General features: G+C 47.1%; 16 protein-coding genes. 10 read left to right on the plus strand and 6 right to left on the minus strand.

The genetic code is table 11. The features are described from left to right. Window position 1: 1 nt before the first annotated feature. From gloA2 to BLV62_RS02390, 3 genes are read left to right on the plus strand one after another with little or no spacing between them, the layout of a single operon-like run. Window positions 2–391 (plus strand): SMU1112c/YaeR family gloxylase I-like metalloprotein, encoded by a 390-nt coding sequence (gene gloA2, locus BLV62_RS02380; RefSeq protein WP_089758327.1) that lies wholly within the window; start codon window positions 2–4, stop codon window positions 389–391. 11 nt (window positions 392–402) lie between these two features. After that, on the plus strand, window positions 403–1,500 hold the full coding sequence (gene nagA / locus BLV62_RS02385; protein ID WP_089758330.1) for an N-acetylglucosamine-6-phosphate deacetylase: 1,098 nt from the start codon (window positions 403–405) through the stop codon (window positions 1,498–1,500). A 37-nt stretch (window positions 1,501–1,537) separates the two neighbouring features. Beyond that, a complete protein-coding gene (locus BLV62_RS02390; protein WP_089758332.1) occupies window positions 1,538–3,217 on the plus strand; it encodes an ArnT family glycosyltransferase in 1,680 nt (559 codons plus the stop codon). A gap of 59 nt (window positions 3,218–3,276) precedes the next feature. Here the strand turns inward: BLV62_RS02390 and thiL are convergent, their stop codons facing one another. Both thiL and BLV62_RS02400 read right to left on the minus strand, forming a co-directional pair. Then, a complete protein-coding gene (gene thiL / locus BLV62_RS02395) occupies window positions 3,277–4,308 on the minus strand; it encodes a thiamine-phosphate kinase (protein ID WP_089758334.1) in 1,032 nt (343 codons plus the stop codon). A gap of 12 nt (window positions 4,309–4,320) precedes the next feature. Beyond that, window positions 4,321–5,091 (minus strand): inositol monophosphatase family protein, encoded by a 771-nt coding sequence (locus tag BLV62_RS02400; RefSeq protein WP_089758336.1) that lies wholly within the window; start codon window positions 5,089–5,091, stop codon window positions 4,321–4,323. 177 nt (window positions 5,092–5,268) lie between these two features. On the opposite strand from BLV62_RS02400, the gene BLV62_RS02405 reads away from it, so the two are divergent. Continuing rightward, on the plus strand, window positions 5,269–6,807 hold the full coding sequence (locus BLV62_RS02405) for a GH3 family acyl-acid amido synthetase (RefSeq protein ID WP_089758338.1): 1,539 nt from the start codon (window positions 5,269–5,271) through the stop codon (window positions 6,805–6,807). 29 nt (window positions 6,808–6,836) lie between these two features. Further along, complete coding sequence (locus BLV62_RS02410) at window positions 6,837–7,472, plus strand: LysE family translocator (protein ID WP_089758342.1); 636 nt, start codon at window positions 6,837–6,839, stop codon at window positions 7,470–7,472. A 121-nt stretch (window positions 7,473–7,593) separates the two neighbouring features. On the opposite strand, the gene BLV62_RS02415 is transcribed toward BLV62_RS02410, so the two are convergent. Then, complete coding sequence (locus BLV62_RS02415; protein WP_089758345.1) at window positions 7,594–8,631, minus strand: 2-oxoacid:ferredoxin oxidoreductase subunit beta; 1,038 nt, start codon at window positions 8,629–8,631, stop codon at window positions 7,594–7,596. Window positions 8,632–8,700: 69 nt separating this feature from the next. Next, window positions 8,701–9,045, minus strand: coding sequence for a carboxymuconolactone decarboxylase family protein (locus BLV62_RS02420; protein WP_089758347.1), 345 nt, complete (start codon window positions 9,043–9,045; stop codon window positions 8,701–8,703). Between the two features lie 198 nt (window positions 9,046–9,243). Between BLV62_RS02420 and BLV62_RS02425 the strand changes: the two genes are divergently transcribed. Next, window positions 9,244–11,442 carry a M28 family metallopeptidase gene (locus BLV62_RS02425; RefSeq protein ID WP_089758349.1) on the plus strand — a complete coding sequence of 733 codons (2,199 nt, stop codon included), beginning with the start codon at window positions 9,244–9,246 and terminating at the stop codon, window positions 11,440–11,442. Between the two features lie 3 nt (window positions 11,443–11,445). Here BLV62_RS02425 and BLV62_RS02430 read toward each other — a convergent pair whose 3' ends face one another. Both BLV62_RS02430 and BLV62_RS02435 read right to left on the minus strand, forming a co-directional pair. After that, window positions 11,446–13,122 (minus strand): N-acetylmuramoyl-L-alanine amidase, encoded by a 1,677-nt coding sequence (locus BLV62_RS02430; RefSeq protein ID WP_168927780.1) that lies wholly within the window; start codon window positions 13,120–13,122, stop codon window positions 11,446–11,448. A gap of 210 nt (window positions 13,123–13,332) precedes the next feature. Beyond that, complete coding sequence (locus tag BLV62_RS02435; protein WP_089758353.1) at window positions 13,333–15,126, minus strand: acyl-CoA dehydrogenase family protein; 1,794 nt, start codon at window positions 15,124–15,126, stop codon at window positions 13,333–13,335. A gap of 174 nt (window positions 15,127–15,300) precedes the next feature. On the opposite strand from BLV62_RS02435, the gene BLV62_RS02440 reads away from it, so the two are divergent. Genes BLV62_RS02440 through BLV62_RS02455 form a run of 4 tightly spaced genes read left to right on the plus strand, consistent with a single transcriptional unit; the run spans window position 15,301 to window position 18,861 of the window. Further along, window positions 15,301–16,104, plus strand: a complete 804-nt coding sequence (locus tag BLV62_RS02440) for an alpha/beta fold hydrolase (RefSeq protein WP_089758355.1) — start codon at window positions 15,301–15,303, stop codon at window positions 16,102–16,104. 4 nt (window positions 16,105–16,108) lie between these two features. Next, window positions 16,109–17,251: a glycosyltransferase gene (locus tag BLV62_RS02445; RefSeq protein WP_089758357.1), complete on the plus strand. Its 1,143-nt coding sequence runs from the start codon at window positions 16,109–16,111 to the stop codon at window positions 17,249–17,251. 4 nt (window positions 17,252–17,255) lie between these two features. Then, window positions 17,256–18,380 carry an ABC transporter permease gene (locus BLV62_RS02450; protein ID WP_089758360.1) on the plus strand — a complete coding sequence of 375 codons (1,125 nt, stop codon included), beginning with the start codon at window positions 17,256–17,258 and terminating at the stop codon, window positions 18,378–18,380. Between the two features lie 49 nt (window positions 18,381–18,429). Then, window positions 18,430–18,861: a hypothetical protein gene (locus tag BLV62_RS02455; RefSeq protein WP_089758362.1), complete on the plus strand. Its 432-nt coding sequence runs from the start codon at window positions 18,430–18,432 to the stop codon at window positions 18,859–18,861. Window positions 18,862–18,888: the final 27 nt, after the last annotated feature.

An 18,888-nucleotide genomic window follows, 5' to 3' on the forward strand; every position in this document is an offset into this window, starting at 1 on the left:
TATGTTGCTGCAAGCAGTTCATCATATCGCCATCATCTGCTCAGATTACCAGCGTAGCAAAACATTTTATACTGAAACCCTGGGCCTTTCTGTGATCCGGGAAGTATACAGGATGGAGCGGGATTCCTGGAAGCTGGATCTTGCGCTGAACGGGCATTACATCATCGAACTTTTTTCCTTCCCCGATCCGCCTCCGCGTTCGAGCCGCCCTGAGGCCCTGGGCTTAAGGCACCTGGCTTTTTCTGTAGAGGATATCAATAAAGCAGTGCGGGAACTGAATGCCAGGGGAGTAGTCACAGAGCCTGTCAGAACAGACCCTCATACCGGCAAACTGTTTACCTTTTTTACAGATCCTGACGGTTTGCCGCTGGAACTATACGAAACAACCTAAAAACTTTAACTATGTCTGTAACCTACGTCAATGCCCGGATTTTTACTGGAGAAAAGATTTTGGAACAACATGCGGTGACAACTGAAAATGGCCTGATAACAGCCCTCGTTCCGATGAACGAGCTTCAGCAGTCGGCCAACCGGGTAGACCTGCAAGGGGCTTTACTGGCTCCCGCTTTCATTGATCTGCAGATCTACGGGGGTAATGGCAAGGTGTTTTCTTTATATCCGTCTGTTGACGCGCTGGAAGCTACGGTAAATTACAGCAAGGCAGGCGGCGCCGCCTGGATAATGCCTACAGTGGCTACCATAGGAGAAGAGGTGATGCTGAACGCCATGAAAGCGGTAAGAGAATACTGGAAACAGGGGCTGACCGGGGTATTGGGCCTGCACCTGGAAGGACCGTTCATTAACCCGAAGAAAAAAGGAGCGCATCTCGAACAATATATTCATTCACCATCTCAACAGGATATAGACTGGATACTTTCGAATGGGGGAGATGTGGTGAAAATGATCACCCTGGCGCCTGAATGCTGCGATCCTGCCCTGGTGAAGCAGCTCAGGGACGCGGGAATCGTGATATTTGCAGGACACAGCAACGCAACTTACGCGGAAGCATATACGGCTTTTGACCAGGGAATTCACAATGCCACACACCTGTTCAATGCTATGTCGCCGCTCGAAAGCAGGGCGCCTGGCCTTGTGGGCGCTGTGTACGATCATCCGGCGGTTAGCGCCAGCATAGTGGCCGACGGGGTGCATGTCGATTTCGCATCTATCCGTATCAGCAAAAAGATCATGAAAGAGCGCCTGTTCCTGATCACAGATGCGGTGGAGGAGAACAGGGAAGGGGGATATATTTATATCAAAGAAGCCGACAGGTATGTAAGCGCTACAGGCGTTTTATCGGGTTCGCGGCTTACTATGGCAAAAGCGGTAAGGAATTGTGTGGAAAAGGTAGGGATAGAACTGGAAGAAGCGCTGAGAATGGCCTCGTTATATCCGGCAAATGTAGGCGAATGGGGCAGGCAAATGGGCAGGATCGAAGCAGGTTGCAGATCAGATATGGTAGCGATAGACGGGAACTGGAATACGGTGCTATACAGTTAATAATTTTATCTTCGCAGGTAGATCAATACAGCATGGAATGAGCGCATCTAGTAGTTTTTTTAGGAAGAACCAGTATCTGAATTTGTTTTTGCTGGGATGGTTGGTGTTAGGGCTTTTACAGGCCGGCTTTTCAGAGCTCTGGGACGACGAAGCATATTACTGGGTGTATTCCCAGCACCTTGACTGGGGGTATTTCGATCACCCGCCCATGATCGCGCTCCTGATCAAGATCGGCTACGGAATTTTTCATAACGAGCTGGGAGTACGGCTATTGGTTGTTATGCTGAATACGCTGACATTATGGATAACGGCCCGGCTGATCGCGTTTAAAGATATGAAGCTGTTCTACCTGTTAATCGGCGCTATGGGCGCCATGCAGGTAGGAGGAATGTTAGCTGTACCGGATGTGCCCCTGATCTTTTTTGCAGCCGTTTATTTCTGGATATACAAGTTGTTCCTGAATGAACAAAGCTGGAAGAATACGCTGTTGCTGGGGCTTTCCATGGCGCTGATGTTCTACAGCAAATACCATGGCGTATTGCTGGTCTTCTTTACATTGCTTTCGAATATCAACCTGCTGAAGGTTTTTAAATTCTGGGTAGCCTGTCTTCTTACTACCTTATTATTCTTCCCGCATATTTACTGGCAGTACACGCACGATTTCCCATCGCTGCAATATCACCTGGTGGAGCGTAATGCAGCGGCTTACGACATCAGCTTTTCGCTGGATTACCTGGCGGGCCAGTTGGCTTTATTTGGTCCTGTAGTAGGTTGGCTGATATTGTATTATGCTTTCAGAAGTCCTTTGCAGAACGCCTTTGAAAGAGCCTTGAAGTTCTGTACCATCGGCGTACTTGGTTTTTTCCTGGTCAGTACTTTTAAGGGCCGTGTAGAGGCCAACTGGACGGTGATGTTATTTACCCCGGTTATGGTGTTGGCTCACCAGGCGGTGGTACGTAAACAACTGACGCAGAAATGGCTGCTTTACACTTTGCCAGTAACATTGTTGCTGGTGCTGGCGGTGAGGGTTTACCTGGTCTGGAATTTCGTGCCGGGGGTGGAGATACGGCCGGAAGTGCATGATAATAAGAAATGGACAGCTGCAGTGGCGGCAAAGGCCCAGGGAAGACCGGTTGTATTTATCAACAGTTACCAGCTTCCTTCCAAATACATGTTCTACACTGGTAATCTCTCCTATAGCCTTAATAACCAGTATTCGCGCAGAAGCCAATATAATTACTGGGATACAGAAACGCAGTTATGGGGCCATCCTGTGATGGTAGTATTTGATCCCGGCGCGGGCATCCCGGTTACAGACAGTCTTAAAACCGTTCATGGAGTATGGGATTATTACCTGGATACTGCTTATTATTCTTATTCCAGGATCCAGTTCAAACCGGCGTTGAAGCAGATCAAAGCACGGCCGGGAGAGCATATAAGCGTGGTATTGCAGCCGTTTAACGAGTATCGCCAGCCTATCCAGCTCGACAGGGATAATGAACCTGTTATAGGGTATGGTTTTAAAAATAAAGACACTTCGTTGCCGGCGGTGAAACTGGCTACAACCCTTGAAACAGCGATGTTAAGACGGTTGGTGAGCCTGGAGGTAGTGGCGCCGGAAAAACCTGGCAAATACCAGTTAAAGTTCTCGGTATTTGCGGGCGATCTGCCGCCTACGCATAACAGCCCTGTGATCCCTGTTGAAGTATCGAAATAGGATATAAAAAAGAACACCCGGCTATGAAGGCCGGGTGTCTTGTCAGAATTAGAGTATACTTATTGTTTGAAAGCATTCCATCCCTGCGCCACCAGCTTGAATTTATTCCCGCCTTTGGTTATAATATGGGCGCCTTCTGAAATATCGGCCATGTAACCTACAACGCTGATCTGTTCATTCAGCACGATCTTATCGTAATCCTCCTGTTTCATGGTGAACAGCAGTTCATAATCTTCTCCGCCGCTTAATGCGCAGGCAGTGGGGTCTAACCCGAACTTAAGGGCTATTTCCCTGCTTTCCTGGGCAATGGGAATCTTTTCTTCATACAATACAACGCCAAGGTTGCTTTGTTTGGCAATATGGAGGATCTCTGAGCTTAAACCATCGCTGATGTCCATCATGGCGGTAGGAACAATGTTTTCCTGCTGCAGGAATTCTATGATATCTTTCCTGGCTTCAGGTTTTAACTGGCGGCCAATGATATAGGTCTGGTTTTCCAGGTCTGGTTTTACTCCCGGGCTTTCGAGGAATATTTTTTTCTCTCTTTCCAGGAGGGTGAGGCCAAGATATGCAGCGCCCAGATCGCCTGATACGCAAAGCAGGTCGCCTTTTTGGGCGGTAGACCGTTTTACGAACTGGTCTGGCGTTACTTCGCCTATAGCGGTAACGCTGATAATGAATCCTTTTTGCGAATTGCTGGTATCGCCGCCTACCAGGTCTACTCCATATTTTTCACAGGCGGCATAAACGCCTTCATAGAACTCGTTCAGCGCTTCTACCGAGAAACGGTTGGAGAAAGCAATGCTGACAGTGATCTGGGTAGGGGTAGCATTCATCGCATAGATGTCAGACAGGTTTACGACCACCGACTTGTACCCCAGGTGTTTAAGGGGGGTATACATCAGGTCGAAGTGAATGCCTTCTACCAGCATATCAGTGCTGACAACCGTTTGTTTTCCGAAATGGTCTATCACTGCGGCGTCGTCGCCTACTCCCAGTACGGTGCTGGCGTTCTGTATCTCTATGTTCCGGGTGAGATAATCGATCAATCCGAATTCTCCCAGGTCTTGTATTTCTGTTCTTTCTTCCATGTTTCCGAAAACTTATTTACCGTTTACGAGATCTTGCAATGCCTGGTGTATATGGCCATTGGTGGCCAGTACCTGTTTTTGATAAGGGGAATAAGGGTTGCCGGAGAAATCGGTGATCCTGCCACCGCTTTCGGTAACGATCAGTGAACCGGCTGCCGAATCCCATGGTTGGAGGTGATGCTCATAAAACCCGTCGAACCTGCCGCAGGCTACCCAGCAAAGGTCTATTGCTGCAGAACCCAGCCGGCGTACAGGAATTCCTTTCTTTACGATAGTTTCGAATGCCTGGAGCGGGTTATTGGGCATATCCTGCCATTGATATGGAAAACCGGTAACCAAACAGGTTTGTTCGATATTGGTTTTGGAGGATACTTTGATTGGCCTGTTGTTCAGGGTTGCGCCCTGGCCCTTTTCTGCAACGAAAAGCTCATTCATGAACGGGTTGTAAACAGCGCCCAGGATGATTTCCCCGTCTTTTTCCACCCCGATGGAGATGCAGCAGAGTGGTATGCCATTGGCAAAATTTACAGTACCGTCTATCGGGTCAATGATCCACTTTACGCTACTGGCGGATTTCAGCTCACCTACTTCCTCGCTGAGAATGAAGTGATCAGGATAAGTTTCTTTAATTACGGCGATAATAGCTTCTTCCGATTTTTTGTCCACTTCCGTTACCAGGTCGTTTATACTGCTTTTGCTGGTAACTTCAAAGGGGCCGTCGAAATATTGTTGCAGTATTTTTCCGCTGGCTTCAGTAGCTTTGAGTAAAGTTGCTTTTAACATGCTGTAAAGTTAGGCACGAATTGCGAATAATAGATTGGGAATGTAGCCAACATTTTGAATAATTGTATTATATATAAGATTTATTGATAGCTCAACCTGGTAATTCCAAATTATCAATCGACTTATATTCAAGATTCCACTTATTTTTGTAATTCAATTTAAAGAGAGGGAAAGTTAATGGCCATTATAGGTAATCTTATTTCCAGGTCACTGCGCATCAGGAAGAAGTTCACATTTAAATTAGGAACGCCTCGCCAATACCAGCTGCAGGTACTGCACAGGTTGTTGGAAAAAGCCAAAGAGACTGAGTTCGGACAACACTATCGCTTCCAGGAAATTTTAGATAGTCCCAACTTCATAGGGCAATACAAGGAGAGAGTACCCGTGCATAACTATTCAAAAATGCACAAAGAGTGGTGGTACAGGTGCCTTCAGGGGGAAGCTAATGTAAGCTGGCCCGAAAAGATCAAGTATTTCGCATTAAGTTCTGGCACTTCCGAATCTGCCAGCAAACATATTCCCGTTACCAAAGCAATGCTTAAAACGGTGAAAAAGGTTGGAGTAAAGCAGTTGTACTCAATGGCTAACTTCAACATCCCTCCCCGCTCCTTTGAAAAAGGGATCCTCATGCTGGGAGGAACTACTTCCTTATACGAAAAAGGCGATTATTACGAGGGAGATATGAGCGGCATCCAGGCCAAAAATATCCCGAAATGGTTCCGCAGGTTCTACAAACCAGGCGGGAAGATCTCGCGCCGCCCGAACTGGGAACAACGTATACGCCTCATTGTCCGTAAAGCAAAAGACTGGGATGTAGGTACGGTTTGCGGCGTTCCGGCCTGGGTACAGATCGTACTGGAGGAAATCATCAAATATCACGGAGTTAAGAACATCCACGAAATATGGCCAAACCTGGCAGTTTATATCCATGGAGGAGTGTCTTTCGAACCATACAGGGACAGCTTCCAGAAACTGTTGGGCAAGCCGATAGCGTTCATTGAAACCTATATGGCTTCCGAAGGTTCTTTTGGATTCCAGGCCCGCCCTGGCACCAAAGGGATCAAGCTCGTCCTTAATGCTGGAATCTTTTTTGAATTCATCCCTTTCAACGAGGAGAACTTCGACGCTGAAGGGGAAGTTAAACCAAATCCTAAGTCTTACATGGTCCACGAAGTAGTGGAAGATGTGGAATATGCCGTAATGCTGTCGACCTGCGCAGGCGCATGGCGTTACCTCATAGGGGATGTGGTTAAATTCACCTCCGTAAAAGAACATGAGATTGTCATAGTAGGTCGTACCAAGCAGTTCCTCAGCTTATGCGGGGAGCACATGAGCATCGACAATATGAATAAAGCGATAGACAATGTGCAGAAAAAACTGGGCATTACTATCAAGGAATTTACAGTGGCTGGATTCCCTTATCAGAATTTATTTGCCCATCGTTGGTATATCGGTACAGATTCACCTGGCGTAGATGTTGAGAAAGTGAGGGAGATCATCGACCAGACCCTTTGTGAAGTGAATGACGACTATGCAGTGGAAAGATCAGCAGCATTAAAAGAGGTGTTTGTAGAAATACTGCCTAATGATGTGTTTATTGATTACCTGCGTTGCAAAGGAAAGGAAGGTGCTATGAATAAGTTCCCGCGTGTGATGAAAGGCGATAAGCTGAAGGATTGGGAAAAATTTCTGGCTGGGAAAACAGTTAAGCATTAAGTAAGCACCCGGATACGGAATTTATTAGCATGGTAGCAGCAATTGTAGCGGGTTTAGGGCTTGGAGTGTTTCTTTCATTATCCGTTGGCCCCGTAATCTTCGCGATTATAAAATATAGCATTAATAATGGCTTTAAGGCAGGCATCAGCTTCGCGCTGGGTGTGTCGCTTAGCGATATTATGTTTGTATTGACGGGCAACCTGGCTACCGCTTTTATCACCGGCCTGGAAGAATACAAAAAAACAATAGGGATCTGCGGCGGCGTACTTTTAATAGGAATGGGCATCTACGGCTTGATCTTTAAGAAAGTAAAGATCAGCACCGGCGAAGAAAAACCTGAAATGTTCAGGACCCACGACTACCTGAAGATCTGGCTGGCCGGCTTTTTAATGAATACCCTCAATCCCGGGGTGATCATTTTCTGGTTGGGCGTATGCGTGGCCAATGCCGCCACTTCCTCGGGGCACCGTATCGTAATGTATACAATCTGCTTAAGCCTTGTACTTTCCGCTGATATCCTGAAAGTTTTTGTGGCAGATAAGATCAGGCATAAACTCACGCTTAACAACGTAGAATGGCTTAACAGGATAGCAGGTATCAGTATGATCATCTTTGGCGTAGTATTGCTTTACAAAATGCTTTTTGATGTGGCGTTGACGCATTGATCGCTTTTGTACCTAAAATATTCAGTGGGTTGGCTTTTAGCTGATCCACTTTTTTTATTCCTAAAAAACAAATGGGCTGGCTAGCAGCCAACCCATTCCCATAAATTTTATCCGGAAGGAACTATTTGATTTCCCAGGTTTCGTTGCCGGCCAGCAATTTATCGAGATTGCCGGCGCCTTTCCTGTCGAGGGCTTCAGATAACTGTGCTTCCATCACTTCTTCGTAGCTTGGACGGAATCCCTGGTAGAATACCCCAAAAGGACGAGGCAAATGGCCTTCGATCCTCGGATCGTCGAACATCCTGGTCAGCAATTGCGCCTTATAGAAGTCGTTTTCGTCGTGGATCCACAGGTCGCTTTCTGAATATTCGGCGCCCAGTTCTACTACTACCGGTCTCAGGCCATCCAGACGAACGCCTTTGTTCTTCTGTGCTCCAAAAACCAGCGGTTTCCCCTGCTCAACGAAAATGGTTTCCTCCATTTTTGTACCTTTTTCCGTGAATACCTCGAATGCGCCATCATTGAAGATGTTACAGTTCTGGTAGATCTCCAGGAAAGAAGCGCCTTTATGTGCATGGCTGCGTTTCAGCATTTCCTGCAGGTGCTTCGGATCACGGTCCATACTCCTGGCAATAAAGGTAGCATCAGCCCCCAGCGCCAGCGCCATAGGGTTGAAAGGATGGTCGATACTTCCCATAGGGGTCGACTTGGTTACCTTGTTCTTTTCAGAAGTAGGAGAATATTGTCCTTTTGTCAGACCATAGATCTGGTTGTTGAACAACATCACGTTTACATCGAAATTACGGCGCAGCAGGTGAATGGTATGGTTACCGCCGATAGAAAGCCCGTCTCCATCGCCCGTTACAATCCAGATACTCAGTTCAGGACGGGTGGCTTTCAAACCAGATGCAATGGCAGTAGCACGACCATGGATCGAGTGCATACCGTAAGTGTTCATGTAGTATGGAAAACGGGAAGAACAACCAATACCGGAAACTATCACAATATTTTCGCGGGGAATACCCAAAGTAGGCATTACGGTCTGAACCTGTTTAAGTATAGAATAGTCGCCGCAGCCAGGGCACCAGCGTACTTCCTGGTCCGTTGCAAAGTCTTTGGCTGTTAGTGCTGCCTGCGGAGCTATAGTTGCTGTTGACATTTGTATGAATTAAAGATATAATATATTATTGGTCTGTAAAGTTACGATAGATAAGGGTATTTATCAGGATCATTGTGCCTGTAATTCTTCCCAGTACTCAGCCGCCCTACGGGTATGCGGGATGACGATAGTTCCGCCCACAATATTGGCCACAGCAAAGATCTCGTACATTTCCTCAGTAGTTACTCCCTGCTCGTACGCTTTTCCCAGGTGGTATTTGATACAATCGTCGCATCTTAATACCATTGAGGCTACCAGCCCTAACATTTCCTTGGTTTTGGTGCTTAAAGCGCCTTCAGCATAGGTATTTGTATCCAGGTTAAACAAGCGGTTGATCACCTTATTTTGCTTGCCCAGAATTACTTCATTCATCTTAGCACGATAGTCGTTGAACTCCTGAATCGCATTACCCATATAAATATTTTTTTACATTAAAGTTCCGTTTTCGGGCATTAAAGCTATGAAAGGATTTACAAATATAGATTAATCTACTGGCTAAGTAGACTATTTGCCCTATAATCTGTGTTTATGGAACATAACCAAAAGTTATCCGCATAAATTTTTATATATTGTGACTACCCGCCACCAACCCTGACAACTTAATCTTTATATATGTTTTCAACCAATTCTACCAGTTTCCTGCTGTTTTTTACCTGCTTTACCTCCCTGGCCAACGCACAGCAAAAAATGCTGGGATTTAAAGACGCCGCCCGCCAGGCTGCAATTGAACAACGGTTTGATAAAGAGCTCAGCCGTACTCACATTGGAGAAACCATCAAATCGCTTTCAGCAAAACCTCATCATATCGGGTCTGAAAACGGGGCTGCCCTGGCGGAAGACCTGGTTAAAAGATTCAGGAGCTACGGCTGGGATGCAAAAATCGAAACCTACCAGGTGCTTTTTCCTACACCAAAAGAAAGGGTGCTGGAAATGACAGGCCCCACTACCTATAAAGCCGTATTAAAAGAGCCGGCCCTGAAAGAAGACGCTACTTCAGGCCAGGAAGGGCAGCTTCCGACCTACAACGCCTGGAGTGCGGATGGCGATGTGGAAGGCTCGCTGGTCTATGTCAATTTCGGCTTGCCGGAAGATTATGAATACCTGGCCCGTACGGGGATCGATGTGAAAGGAAAGATAGTGATCGCCAAATATGGCAGGTCGTGGAGGGGAAGCAAACCCAAAGTAGCCCAGGAGCATGGGGCTATCGGGTGCATTATTTATTCTGATCCTAAGGAAGATGGCTACTATGCTGGCGACGTATATCCTGCAGGCGCCTTTAAAAATGAATTTGGGGTACAGAGAGGATCGGTAATGGATATTGTTATCCATCCGGGCGACCCGCTTACCCCTAACGTAGGCGCTACTGCCAATGCAGCCAGGATACAGCGCGAACAGGCCATCAACCTGCTGAAGATCCCGGTGCTGCCCATCAGCTACCATGATGCCGCGCCCCTGCTGAAAGCTTTGGACGGCCCCGTAGCGCCAGACGACTGGAAAGGGGCTTTACCTTTTACTTACCATATTGGAGGAGGGAATGCCAAAGTACATCTGAAGCTTTCCTTTAACTGGGATATAAAGCCCTGCCACAACGTAATAGCTACCCTTAAAGGCTCCGAAGCGCCTGATCAGTGGGTAATAAGAGGCAATCACCACGACGCCTGGGTGAACGGCGCTGCCGATCCTGTAAGCGGACTGGCTGCATTGCTGGAAGAAGCCAGGGCAATCGGCGCGTTATATAAGCAAGGCATCAAACCTAAACGTACCCTCGTTTATTGCGCCTGGGATGGGGAAGAACCCGGGTTGCTGGGATCTACCGAGTGGGTAGAAGAGCATGCGGCAGAACTGAAAGAGAAAGCAGTTGCCTATATCAACTCTGATAACAACGGGCGTGGTTATTTCAACGCCAGCGGCTCGCATGCCCTGGAAACGCTGGTTAATGAAGTAGCGAAGGAAATAATTGATCCGCAAACCCAGGTAAACCTCCTGGAAAGGAAACAGGCTAACGATGTGCTGAAAGCTGGTTCTGTAAAGCAAAAGAAAGACAGGCTGGCCAAGCTGTATATGAACATCGGGGCAATGGGATCGGGTTCCGATTATTCTTCATTCCTCCAGCACCTGGGCATTCCGTCTTTAGACCTTGGGTTTGGGGGAGAAGACGTGGGGGGCGAGTATCATAGCATATACGACTCGTACGACGATTATTCCAGGTTTAAAGATCCCGGTTTTTATTATGGGGAAACATTATCCAAAGCTGCAGGGCATACGGTATTAAGACTGGCCAACGCGGAAGTGGCGCCTTTTGATTTCCGTCGTTTATACGAAACCGTTAATGGGTATGTGAACGAACTGGTGGAACTCACCACTTCCATGAGAGAGGCTACCCTGTTAGAGAACCAGCTGATCGCCAAAAACTATTACAGGATCGCTACAGATACAGCCAAACATCTTGCCGCACCGGGAAGCAAATCGTTGGTTCCATACCTGGATTTTTCTTCATTACAGAACGCCCTGGCCAACCTCGACAGCGTAACCTCATCACTCTCTTTCACCGCTTCATCAGCCAATGCGCCTGTTAATAAAGGCATCTACAAGGCAGAGCAGCAATTGCTCAATGAAGCCGGGTTGCCTTCGAGGTCCTGGTATAAGCATACGTTATATGCGCCAGGTTTTTATACCGGCTATGGCGTTAAAACCATCCCAGGCGTGAGGGAAGCGATTGAGCAACGCAGATGGACGGAAGCCCAGCAACAGATCGGCGTAGTGGCCGCGTCTATTAACCGGTTGTCGGCATATCTGCAGCAACTGAAGTAACGGTTAACGCTGCGCGTTCAGCCTTGCCATGTAATCTTTCAGCCCCTGTACTATTTTTTCTACAAGGAGTTGCTGGAAGGCTGGTTGTAATAACTTTTCTTCATCCCCCGGGTTGCTGAGGAACAGGGTTTCTATCAGCGCATCGGGAAATTCTGTTGGGTTATTCAGTATGAAATTGAAGTTGTCGTTATTGCCGAAATCCTTTAACCCTGTTTCCAGCAACCGCGCATGAATAGCTGCATTCAGCGGTTCGCAGAACGGGTGTTTGTAATAAGTGGCGGTACCCATTACATCTACAGGATTGACGGAAGAATTGAAATGAATGCTTAATAAAAGATCCGGATCGGCTCTTCTAAAAAAGGAGAGCCGGTCTTCGTTCGCAACGAATTTTTCTGAATTCCGCGATAGGATCACGGTAGCTCCTTCTCTTTCCAGCAAAGCCTTTAACCGAAGGGCGATGTTCAGGGTCCATTGTTTCTCTACAGCGCCTGTCAGGCCGGTAGCTCCGGGGTTGCTTCCACCATGCCCCGCATCCAGCCCTATTACCAGGTTTTTTAGAGAAGGGCGTTCTGGAAGGCGTTTAACCTTCACCGTTAATTTGTTGCCTGTATAGTAAATCTGGTATCCCCAGGGTTCGTGCTTCAGCGAGATCACCAGCCGGCAAAGGTCCGGATATGGCTGCCCCCATGCAATGGCCTTTATTTCCTTCGTTCCGTTTAAGGCCGTACTTAATGCTTTATCGGCATACGCCCCGTGGATATCTACAATGATCTTCCTGTCGTCTACCCGCTGGGTAGAAAGGTAGGGTAGTTTATCTGAGAGCTCCAGTGATATATAATCGAATTTTTCGTCGCTCCAGGTCTGTGCATTCTCTGCAACGCTCACCGGCAGTTCTTCCTGGGGGATCTCTGTATCCAGCAAGGGTTCTGGTATGTAGGCATATTGGGAGGAAGATAATCTTACTTTATAGTAATCGTTCTGTTTCCCTACTACATGCAGTAGTACGTCTTTGTCGAGGTAGCCGATCTTATCAGGTCCCAGGCGGTCGCCAAAGGGGCTGGCCACGAGATAGGTCATGTTGTCCAATGTGCGGCCGGTTAATGGCATATCGGTATTCAGCATGCTATACCTGTTAGGGCTGGCAAGTGTAGCTACGCTGCCTGATGAGTTATAGAGGCGGGCAATTATCCTGCCGTTCAGCAGGGAGTCGCTGGGTTGCAGCGTGTAGCTGCCGGTATAGTAACCGGGAACACCGTTGGTTTGCGAGGCCGGCAATTCTTTAAGTGGCTGGTTGTTGATCCATGTAGCTGTATTGCCTGGCTGGGCTTTCATACGGATATGCAGTACATCGCCCGGCATCAGTTGCAGGTTCCCTGCAGGCGTTATCTCCATGAAATCTATCCTGAATGCCTGGGTTGCCACAGGCGGGGGAACCGGGTTGTAGTAAAAGGTTACGCTCCTGGAAGCCGTTTCGTTATCGGGGCTGGTTGCGGTGATTACAAAGGTGTTACGGCCGGTATTCAGTTCGTATCTGGCGGCAAAGGTCCCTGTGCTGTAAACATGTACGGTATCGTCGTTAATGGTGATCGTGCAACCCACGCAGGTACGGCCTGCAATGAATTGCTTTGAGGTATTAACATTATTCTGTTCTCTTGCCGGTTGAGCTAACCTGATGGACACCTGACAATCAGCAACTATAGCAAACAATATTAACAGTGTAGTAAAGAGTACTTTTGGAGATCGCATAAACCCTGTCATCAATATCAATATAGAACTGTAAAGATAATTAGGGGCAGGGAGAAATAGCGTACTATGAAAAAAGGAACGAAGAATAAACAAGGGATATTGTTTTCTTTCTTCGTTCCTTTAAAAATTTATTACTGATAGCCGTTACCAGGGGTACTTGTTTTCGCTGATCAGTTTATCGGCAATCCTTCTGCGGGCTTCTTTGCTATTGAATGCTTCGGCTTTGGTGAATCGTTTCAGGCCTAAGAGCATCATACGTTGTTCATCGCCTTCTGCGAATGCGTTGATAGCGTCTTTGCCGGATTTATTGATCTTATCTGCAGCATCGTAGAGGTAAGTTCTTACCATATCGGCCTGCAATGCGGCGGCATCTTCTCCCTTGCTGTTGGTAAGTTTGATGAGCCTGAGCAGGGCGCTTTCTGCAACAAAGGTTTCAATGGCCATATCGGCTATATCCATCAGTATTTCCTGCTCATTTTCCAGCTTCGTCATCAGCTTCTGGGCTGCTGCACCTGCGGTCATAAGGATCGCTTTCTTGAAATTGGCGATGAGTTTCTTTTCTTTGGCGAAGGGCGTTTCATCGTCGCTTCCGAAATCAGGAATATCCATTAACTCTTTAAGTACGTTCATGGCAGGGGTCATCAGGTCGATCTTTCCTTTCATGGCGCGTTTCAGTGTCATGTCAAGAGTGAGTAGCCTGTTGATCTCGTTGGTTCCTTCAAATATCCTGTTGATGCGGGAATCGCGGTATGCTTTGGAAATGATGTATTCATCGCTAAACCCGTTACCGCCATGGATCTGTACTCCTTCATCCACTACGAAGTCCAGCACTTCGGAGCCATTCACCTTCAGGATGGCGCATTCCACGGCGTATTCTTCTGCGGCGCCGAGCAAGGCTTCATTGAATGGTTTGCCGGCGGCCAGCAGTTCTCTTTCTTTATCGTCTATCAGTTGGGCTGTACGGAAAAGGGCAGCTTCTGAAGCCCAGGTACGTATAGCCATTTCTGCTAGTTTGTGTTTGATGGCGCCAAAGTTGGCGATGGGTTGTTTGAACTGGGTACGTGTATTGGCGTATTGAACGGAAGTATTAATACATTTTTTGGCGGCGCCTATAGCGGCGGCGCAAAGTTTCAGGCGGCCAATATTCAGGATGTTAAAGGCAATGAGGTGGCCTTTTCCTATCTCGCCCAGCACATTTTCTACAGGAATTTTGGCGTCCTGGAAATAGATCTGGCGGGTAGATGATCCTTTGATCCCCATTTTATGTTCTTCGGCTCCCAGCGTAAAACCTGGCGTTCCTTTCTCTACGATGAAGGCGGTGAATTTTTCTCCGTCTATTTTTGCAAACACTGTAAATACATCGGCAAACCCGGAATTGGTGATCCAGCTTTTCTGGCCATTCAGTACATAGAATTTGCCGTCTTCAGTGAGTTTTGCAGTGGTTTTGGCTCCCAGGGCGTCAGACCCGCTGTCTGGTTCTGTAAGGGCATAAGCTCCTTTCATTTCGCCGGTTGCCAGTTTAGGGATATATTTTTCCTTTTGTTCTTTAGTACCAAAATAGAGGATCGGCAGGGAGCCGATACCTGTATGTGCAGCCATGGCAACGGAGAAGGAGTGACCTGCACCCAGCCCTTCATTGATAATAGTTGCGGTAACAAAATCTTTACCCAGTCCCCCGTATTCTTCAGGGAAAGAGGCGCCGAGCAGGCCTTGTTCCCCGGCTTTTTCAAGTAACGACGGCATCAATCCTTCTTCCAGTTTGTCGATCCTTTCAACTATCGGTGTGATCTCCTTGCTGATGAACTGGTCGGCCATGTCTTTGATCATCAGTTGTTCTTCCGAAAAATCTTCGGGGGTAAAAACTTCTTCAGGAGCACTTTCCTTTACCAGGAATTCAGCGCCTTTAAGCGCAGTCTTATTTTCAACTGTTGCGTCCATGTTATCTGATTTTTGGTAGTTATGTAATTTAACGAAAAAAGTATAGCGGAGCGCAAAAGAGCTGTTAAATCAAAAAGTGCTGGAATAAATCATGCTTCAGAATGTTATAGATAAGTTAATCCTTGCCCCGCAGGTTCCCCCATTTTCTGCTTTTTTGCTTATCATTGTTCCCTAATGTCCGATTTTTATCTTCCATATCTGAACAGTGTCTTTCACGGTATCGTTGATGGTAGCGGCAAAGACCTATTAATCTGTTTGCATGGTTTTGGTGAAAGTGCGGCACATTTTGCCAGCCTGGCAACCACTTTAGGAGATGTATTTACGATCGTAGCTTTAGATATGCCATTGCATGGTCAAACCCTTTGGCATGAAAACAGGGTGTTCCGGAAAGACGACCTGCAAGCCGTTATTGATGCGGTATTGAAACAGTTCAATTTCACAAGGTTTTCATTATTAGGCTATAGCATGGGCGGACGATTATCTTTATGTGTTGTGGAACTGATGCCTGAAAAAATAGATAGACTGGTACTGGCAGCAGCCGACGGACTTAAAAACAATCCGTGGCATATGTTTGTTACTCAAACGTCTGTAGGTAACTGGCTGTTTAAATACAACACTTATCATCCCGCTTTATTCTTCGCCTTGCTGAATACATGGAAGCGACTGGGACTACTGAATCAGAGCGTTTATAAGTTTGCATTGCACCGGATGAACGAACCTGTAAAGCGGGAACTGGTATACAATGTATGGACCAACTTACGCAGGATGATGCCGGACAAAAAGCATTGCAAACAATTATTAGCCAGATATAACGTTTTTACTCTCCTGGTTTTTGGGAAATATGACCGTGTAATTCCACCGGTACTAGGCAGCCGGTTTTTAGACGGCACATTCCCTTCCCGGCTCGTGGTATTGGATAAAGGACACCAGTTAATATCCGCCGAGTTAGGGCTTATCATTAAAAATAATCTTCAGTAACCGGATGTTTTTTTTCTTAATAATATTAGTTGCGCTGGCTTTAGGTTATGGAGCATTGATGCTGTGGTACAGCCTCGGCTGGAAACGGCTTCGCAGCTTTATACCGGAAACTAAAACCCCTGGTACCACCAGCGTTACCGTTATCATTCCCGCCAGGAATGAAGCGAAGAACCTGCCAGATCTTCTCCATGCGCTGGAACAGCAGACCTATGATCCAAAGCTGCTGGAGGTCATCATTATAGACGATTTCTCTACAGATAACACTGCCGAAATTATCAGCAGTTCCAAAGCGCCGAATATTCACCTGCTCAGGCTAAGCGACCATCTCGATAAGGAAGAAAGACTGAACTCCTATAAGAAAAAAGCTATAGAGATAGCCATTGCCAGGTCAACAGGCGAGTTGATCGTAACAACGGATGCAGACTGTGTAATGGGGCCTAAATGGATAGAGACCCTGGTGCATTTTTATGAACTTCATCAACCCAAGTTCATTGCCGCACCTGTTAGTTTTTATAAGGAACATAACCTGTTCAAGCGCCTGCAGTCGCTGGATTTCATGACTATGCAGGGCATTACCGGCGCAGTAGCCCAGTCTACCTCGGGTACCATGTGCAATGGAGCCAACCTGGCCTACGAAAAACGCGCGTTCTATGAAGTAGGAGGCTTCAAGGGGATCGATAATATTGCGTCGGGAGATGATATGCTGTTGATGTATAAGATCTACAGCGCCTATCCCGACAAAGTAAAATACCTTAAATGCGAAGATGCCGTGGTAAGAACCCTGGCAGTTGATACTATCAGCGATTTCATGAACCAGCGTATCCGCTGGTCGTCGAAAGCCGATAAGTATGAAGATAAACGCCTCACCTGGATGCTGGTGTTGGTCTATCTTTTTAACCTGGGCCTGCTGGTGATGGGCTGTATGGTTATTTTTATGCCGGTATGGCGTCCATGGTTCTTCATTCTTCTCTTATTCAAGATCACGCTCGAACTCTATTTCCTGTTGCCGGTAGCCAGGTTTTTTAATAAAACAGAGTTGCTTGTCTGGTTTATACCGGGGCAGATATTTCATATTCCGTATATTGTTATTGCTGGCTGGCTGGGCAAGTTTGGTAGTTATCAGTGGAAAGGCCGCCAGGTAAATTAAGAACATGCAGTCTGCTTCCTGGAAACGCTTATATAAGAACAAGGGCGCTGTTACCGGTTTAGTTGTTATTATTATTTCAGTTATTATCAGCATTGGGGCTTACCTGTGGGCGCCCGACAATACGCCGTATGCCGACCGGATGGTGCTAGAGATCGAAGGGCAGCATCCGGGTTTCAGTATTCCTATGCTTGAAATGAAAAAAGAACAGGCTATACCCAGGGTTTCCTTCTTCCATAAACTCTTATACGGGCAACCCTCTGACCTGACATACATTCCGCTTACATCCTGGAAATTCGGGGATAGTTTGCTGGTGATCCAAAGGTATGTGGATGAACAAACGAGCAAAGAAGAAAAATATCCTTTAACGCTTGTCTGGTACGGCAGGCCGGTGCAGGACCCTTTGCCGGCGGCAACGCTGCGGGAGCTGATCAGCAAAGAAAGGATCAGCAGGAAAACGTATTGGCTAGGTACCGATAAATTCGGGCGGGATATCCTTAGCCGTTTGCTGATCGGTACGCGTGTAAGCCTGGGCGTTGGGTTTATAGCCGTGATCATTTCGCTTAGCATTGGCGTATTATTGGGCGCGTTGGCCGGTTACTTCAAAGGCCGGACAGACGATGTGATCATGTGGCTGGTGAACGTAGTGTGGGCTATGCCTACCTTGCTGCTGGTATTTGCCCTGACGCTGGCGCTGGGAAAGGGTTTCTGGCAGATATTCATTGCCGTGGGCCTTACCATGTGGGTAGGAGTGGCCAGGGTGATACGGGGACAGGTGCTGGCCATCAGGGAGCTGGAATACGTGGAAGCTGCCAGGGCGCTGGGTTATAACCATTTGAGGATCATTGCCCGTCATATTCTGCCTAATATTATAGGGCCGGTGATGGTAGTAGCCGCCGGTAATTTTGCTACAGCTATCGTGGTGGAAGCCGGACTTAGTTTCCTGGGGGTAGGGGTGCAGCCGCCGCAGCCTTCCTGGGGGCTTATGATAAAGGAAAACTACAATTTCATTATCACCCATAACCCCTTGCTGGCATTGGCGCCGGGGATTGCCATCATGGTTTTGGTTCTGGCGTTCAATCTTTTAGGGAACGGGTTACGGGACGCGCTGGATGTTAAAAGTAAAATTTGACAGATATGTCAAAAAAAACTAATTTCACCTAATTGATATGTTATAATATATGTTATTGAAAACCTGGATACCTGCCTTCTTATTAACGGTGCTGATAGTGGCTGTTTCCTGCAAAAAGAAACATAACGAAACGCAGCCGGATAATCAACAGGAAGAGTCGCTGGCCTTCGAATTACCCGAAATACAGCTCCAGAAATATAATGTAGCGCAAGACAGCACCTATGCGCTCAAGGTGAACGTAACTTCCAAAATGCCGGCCAAAGGAGTGAAAGTTACCCTGAACGTGGCTACCGAAACAGGTGTTATTCCTTTGCCGCAGGACGATATCCCGGATATTACGGCGAATCCCTTTACCGTTACCCTGAAGCATTTAAAGCCGCTGAAAACCTATGAAGTGACCATTAACCTGGTGTCTTTAAGCAATTCAGCCAATATTGCCACTCCCCAGGTCTTCTACCTGACCAATAAATCTGACCAGTAGTTTTTATACTGTATCCAGGCCAAAATT

The sequence above is a fragment of the Chitinophaga terrae (ex Kim and Jung 2007) genome (assembly GCF_900107795.1).
Classification (GTDB): domain Bacteria; phylum Bacteroidota; class Bacteroidia; order Chitinophagales; family Chitinophagaceae; genus Chitinophaga; species Chitinophaga terrae.

Bases quoted from the DNA above. Each gene is read 5' to 3' on its own strand.
- BLV62_RS02425 (WP_089758349.1), top strand. From the start codon at position 9,244: ATGTTTTCAACCAATTCTACCAGTTTCCTGCTGTTTTTTACCTGCTTT.
- BLV62_RS02415 (WP_089758345.1), bottom strand. From the start codon at position 8,631: ATGTCAACAGCAACTATAGCTCCGCAGGCAGCACTAACAGCCAAAGAC.
- nagA (WP_089758330.1), top strand. From the start codon at position 403: ATGTCTGTAACCTACGTCAATGCCCGGATTTTTACTGGAGAAAAGATT.
- BLV62_RS02455 (WP_089758362.1), top strand. From the start codon at position 18,430: ATGTTATTGAAAACCTGGATACCTGCCTTCTTATTAACGGTGCTGATA.
- BLV62_RS02410 (WP_089758342.1), top strand. From the start codon at position 6,837: ATGGTAGCAGCAATTGTAGCGGGTTTAGGGCTTGGAGTGTTTCTTTCA.
- gloA2 (WP_089758327.1), top strand. From the start codon at position 2: ATGTTGCTGCAAGCAGTTCATCATATCGCCATCATCTGCTCAGATTAC.
- thiL (WP_089758334.1), bottom strand. From the start codon at position 4,308: ATGGAAGAAAGAACAGAAATACAAGACCTGGGAGAATTCGGATTGATC.
- BLV62_RS02445 (WP_089758357.1), top strand. From the start codon at position 16,109: ATGTTTTTTTTCTTAATAATATTAGTTGCGCTGGCTTTAGGTTATGGA.
- BLV62_RS02435 (WP_089758353.1), bottom strand. From the start codon at position 15,126: ATGGACGCAACAGTTGAAAATAAGACTGCGCTTAAAGGCGCTGAATTC.
- BLV62_RS02390 (WP_089758332.1), top strand. From the start codon at position 1,538: ATGAGCGCATCTAGTAGTTTTTTTAGGAAGAACCAGTATCTGAATTTG.
- BLV62_RS02440 (WP_089758355.1), top strand. From the start codon at position 15,301: ATGTCCGATTTTTATCTTCCATATCTGAACAGTGTCTTTCACGGTATC.
- BLV62_RS02400 (WP_089758336.1), bottom strand. From the start codon at position 5,091: ATGTTAAAAGCAACTTTACTCAAAGCTACTGAAGCCAGCGGAAAAATA.
- BLV62_RS02450 (WP_089758360.1), top strand. From the start codon at position 17,256: ATGCAGTCTGCTTCCTGGAAACGCTTATATAAGAACAAGGGCGCTGTT.
- BLV62_RS02405 (WP_089758338.1), top strand. From the start codon at position 5,269: ATGGCCATTATAGGTAATCTTATTTCCAGGTCACTGCGCATCAGGAAG.
- BLV62_RS02420 (WP_089758347.1), bottom strand. From the start codon at position 9,045: ATGGGTAATGCGATTCAGGAGTTCAACGACTATCGTGCTAAGATGAAT.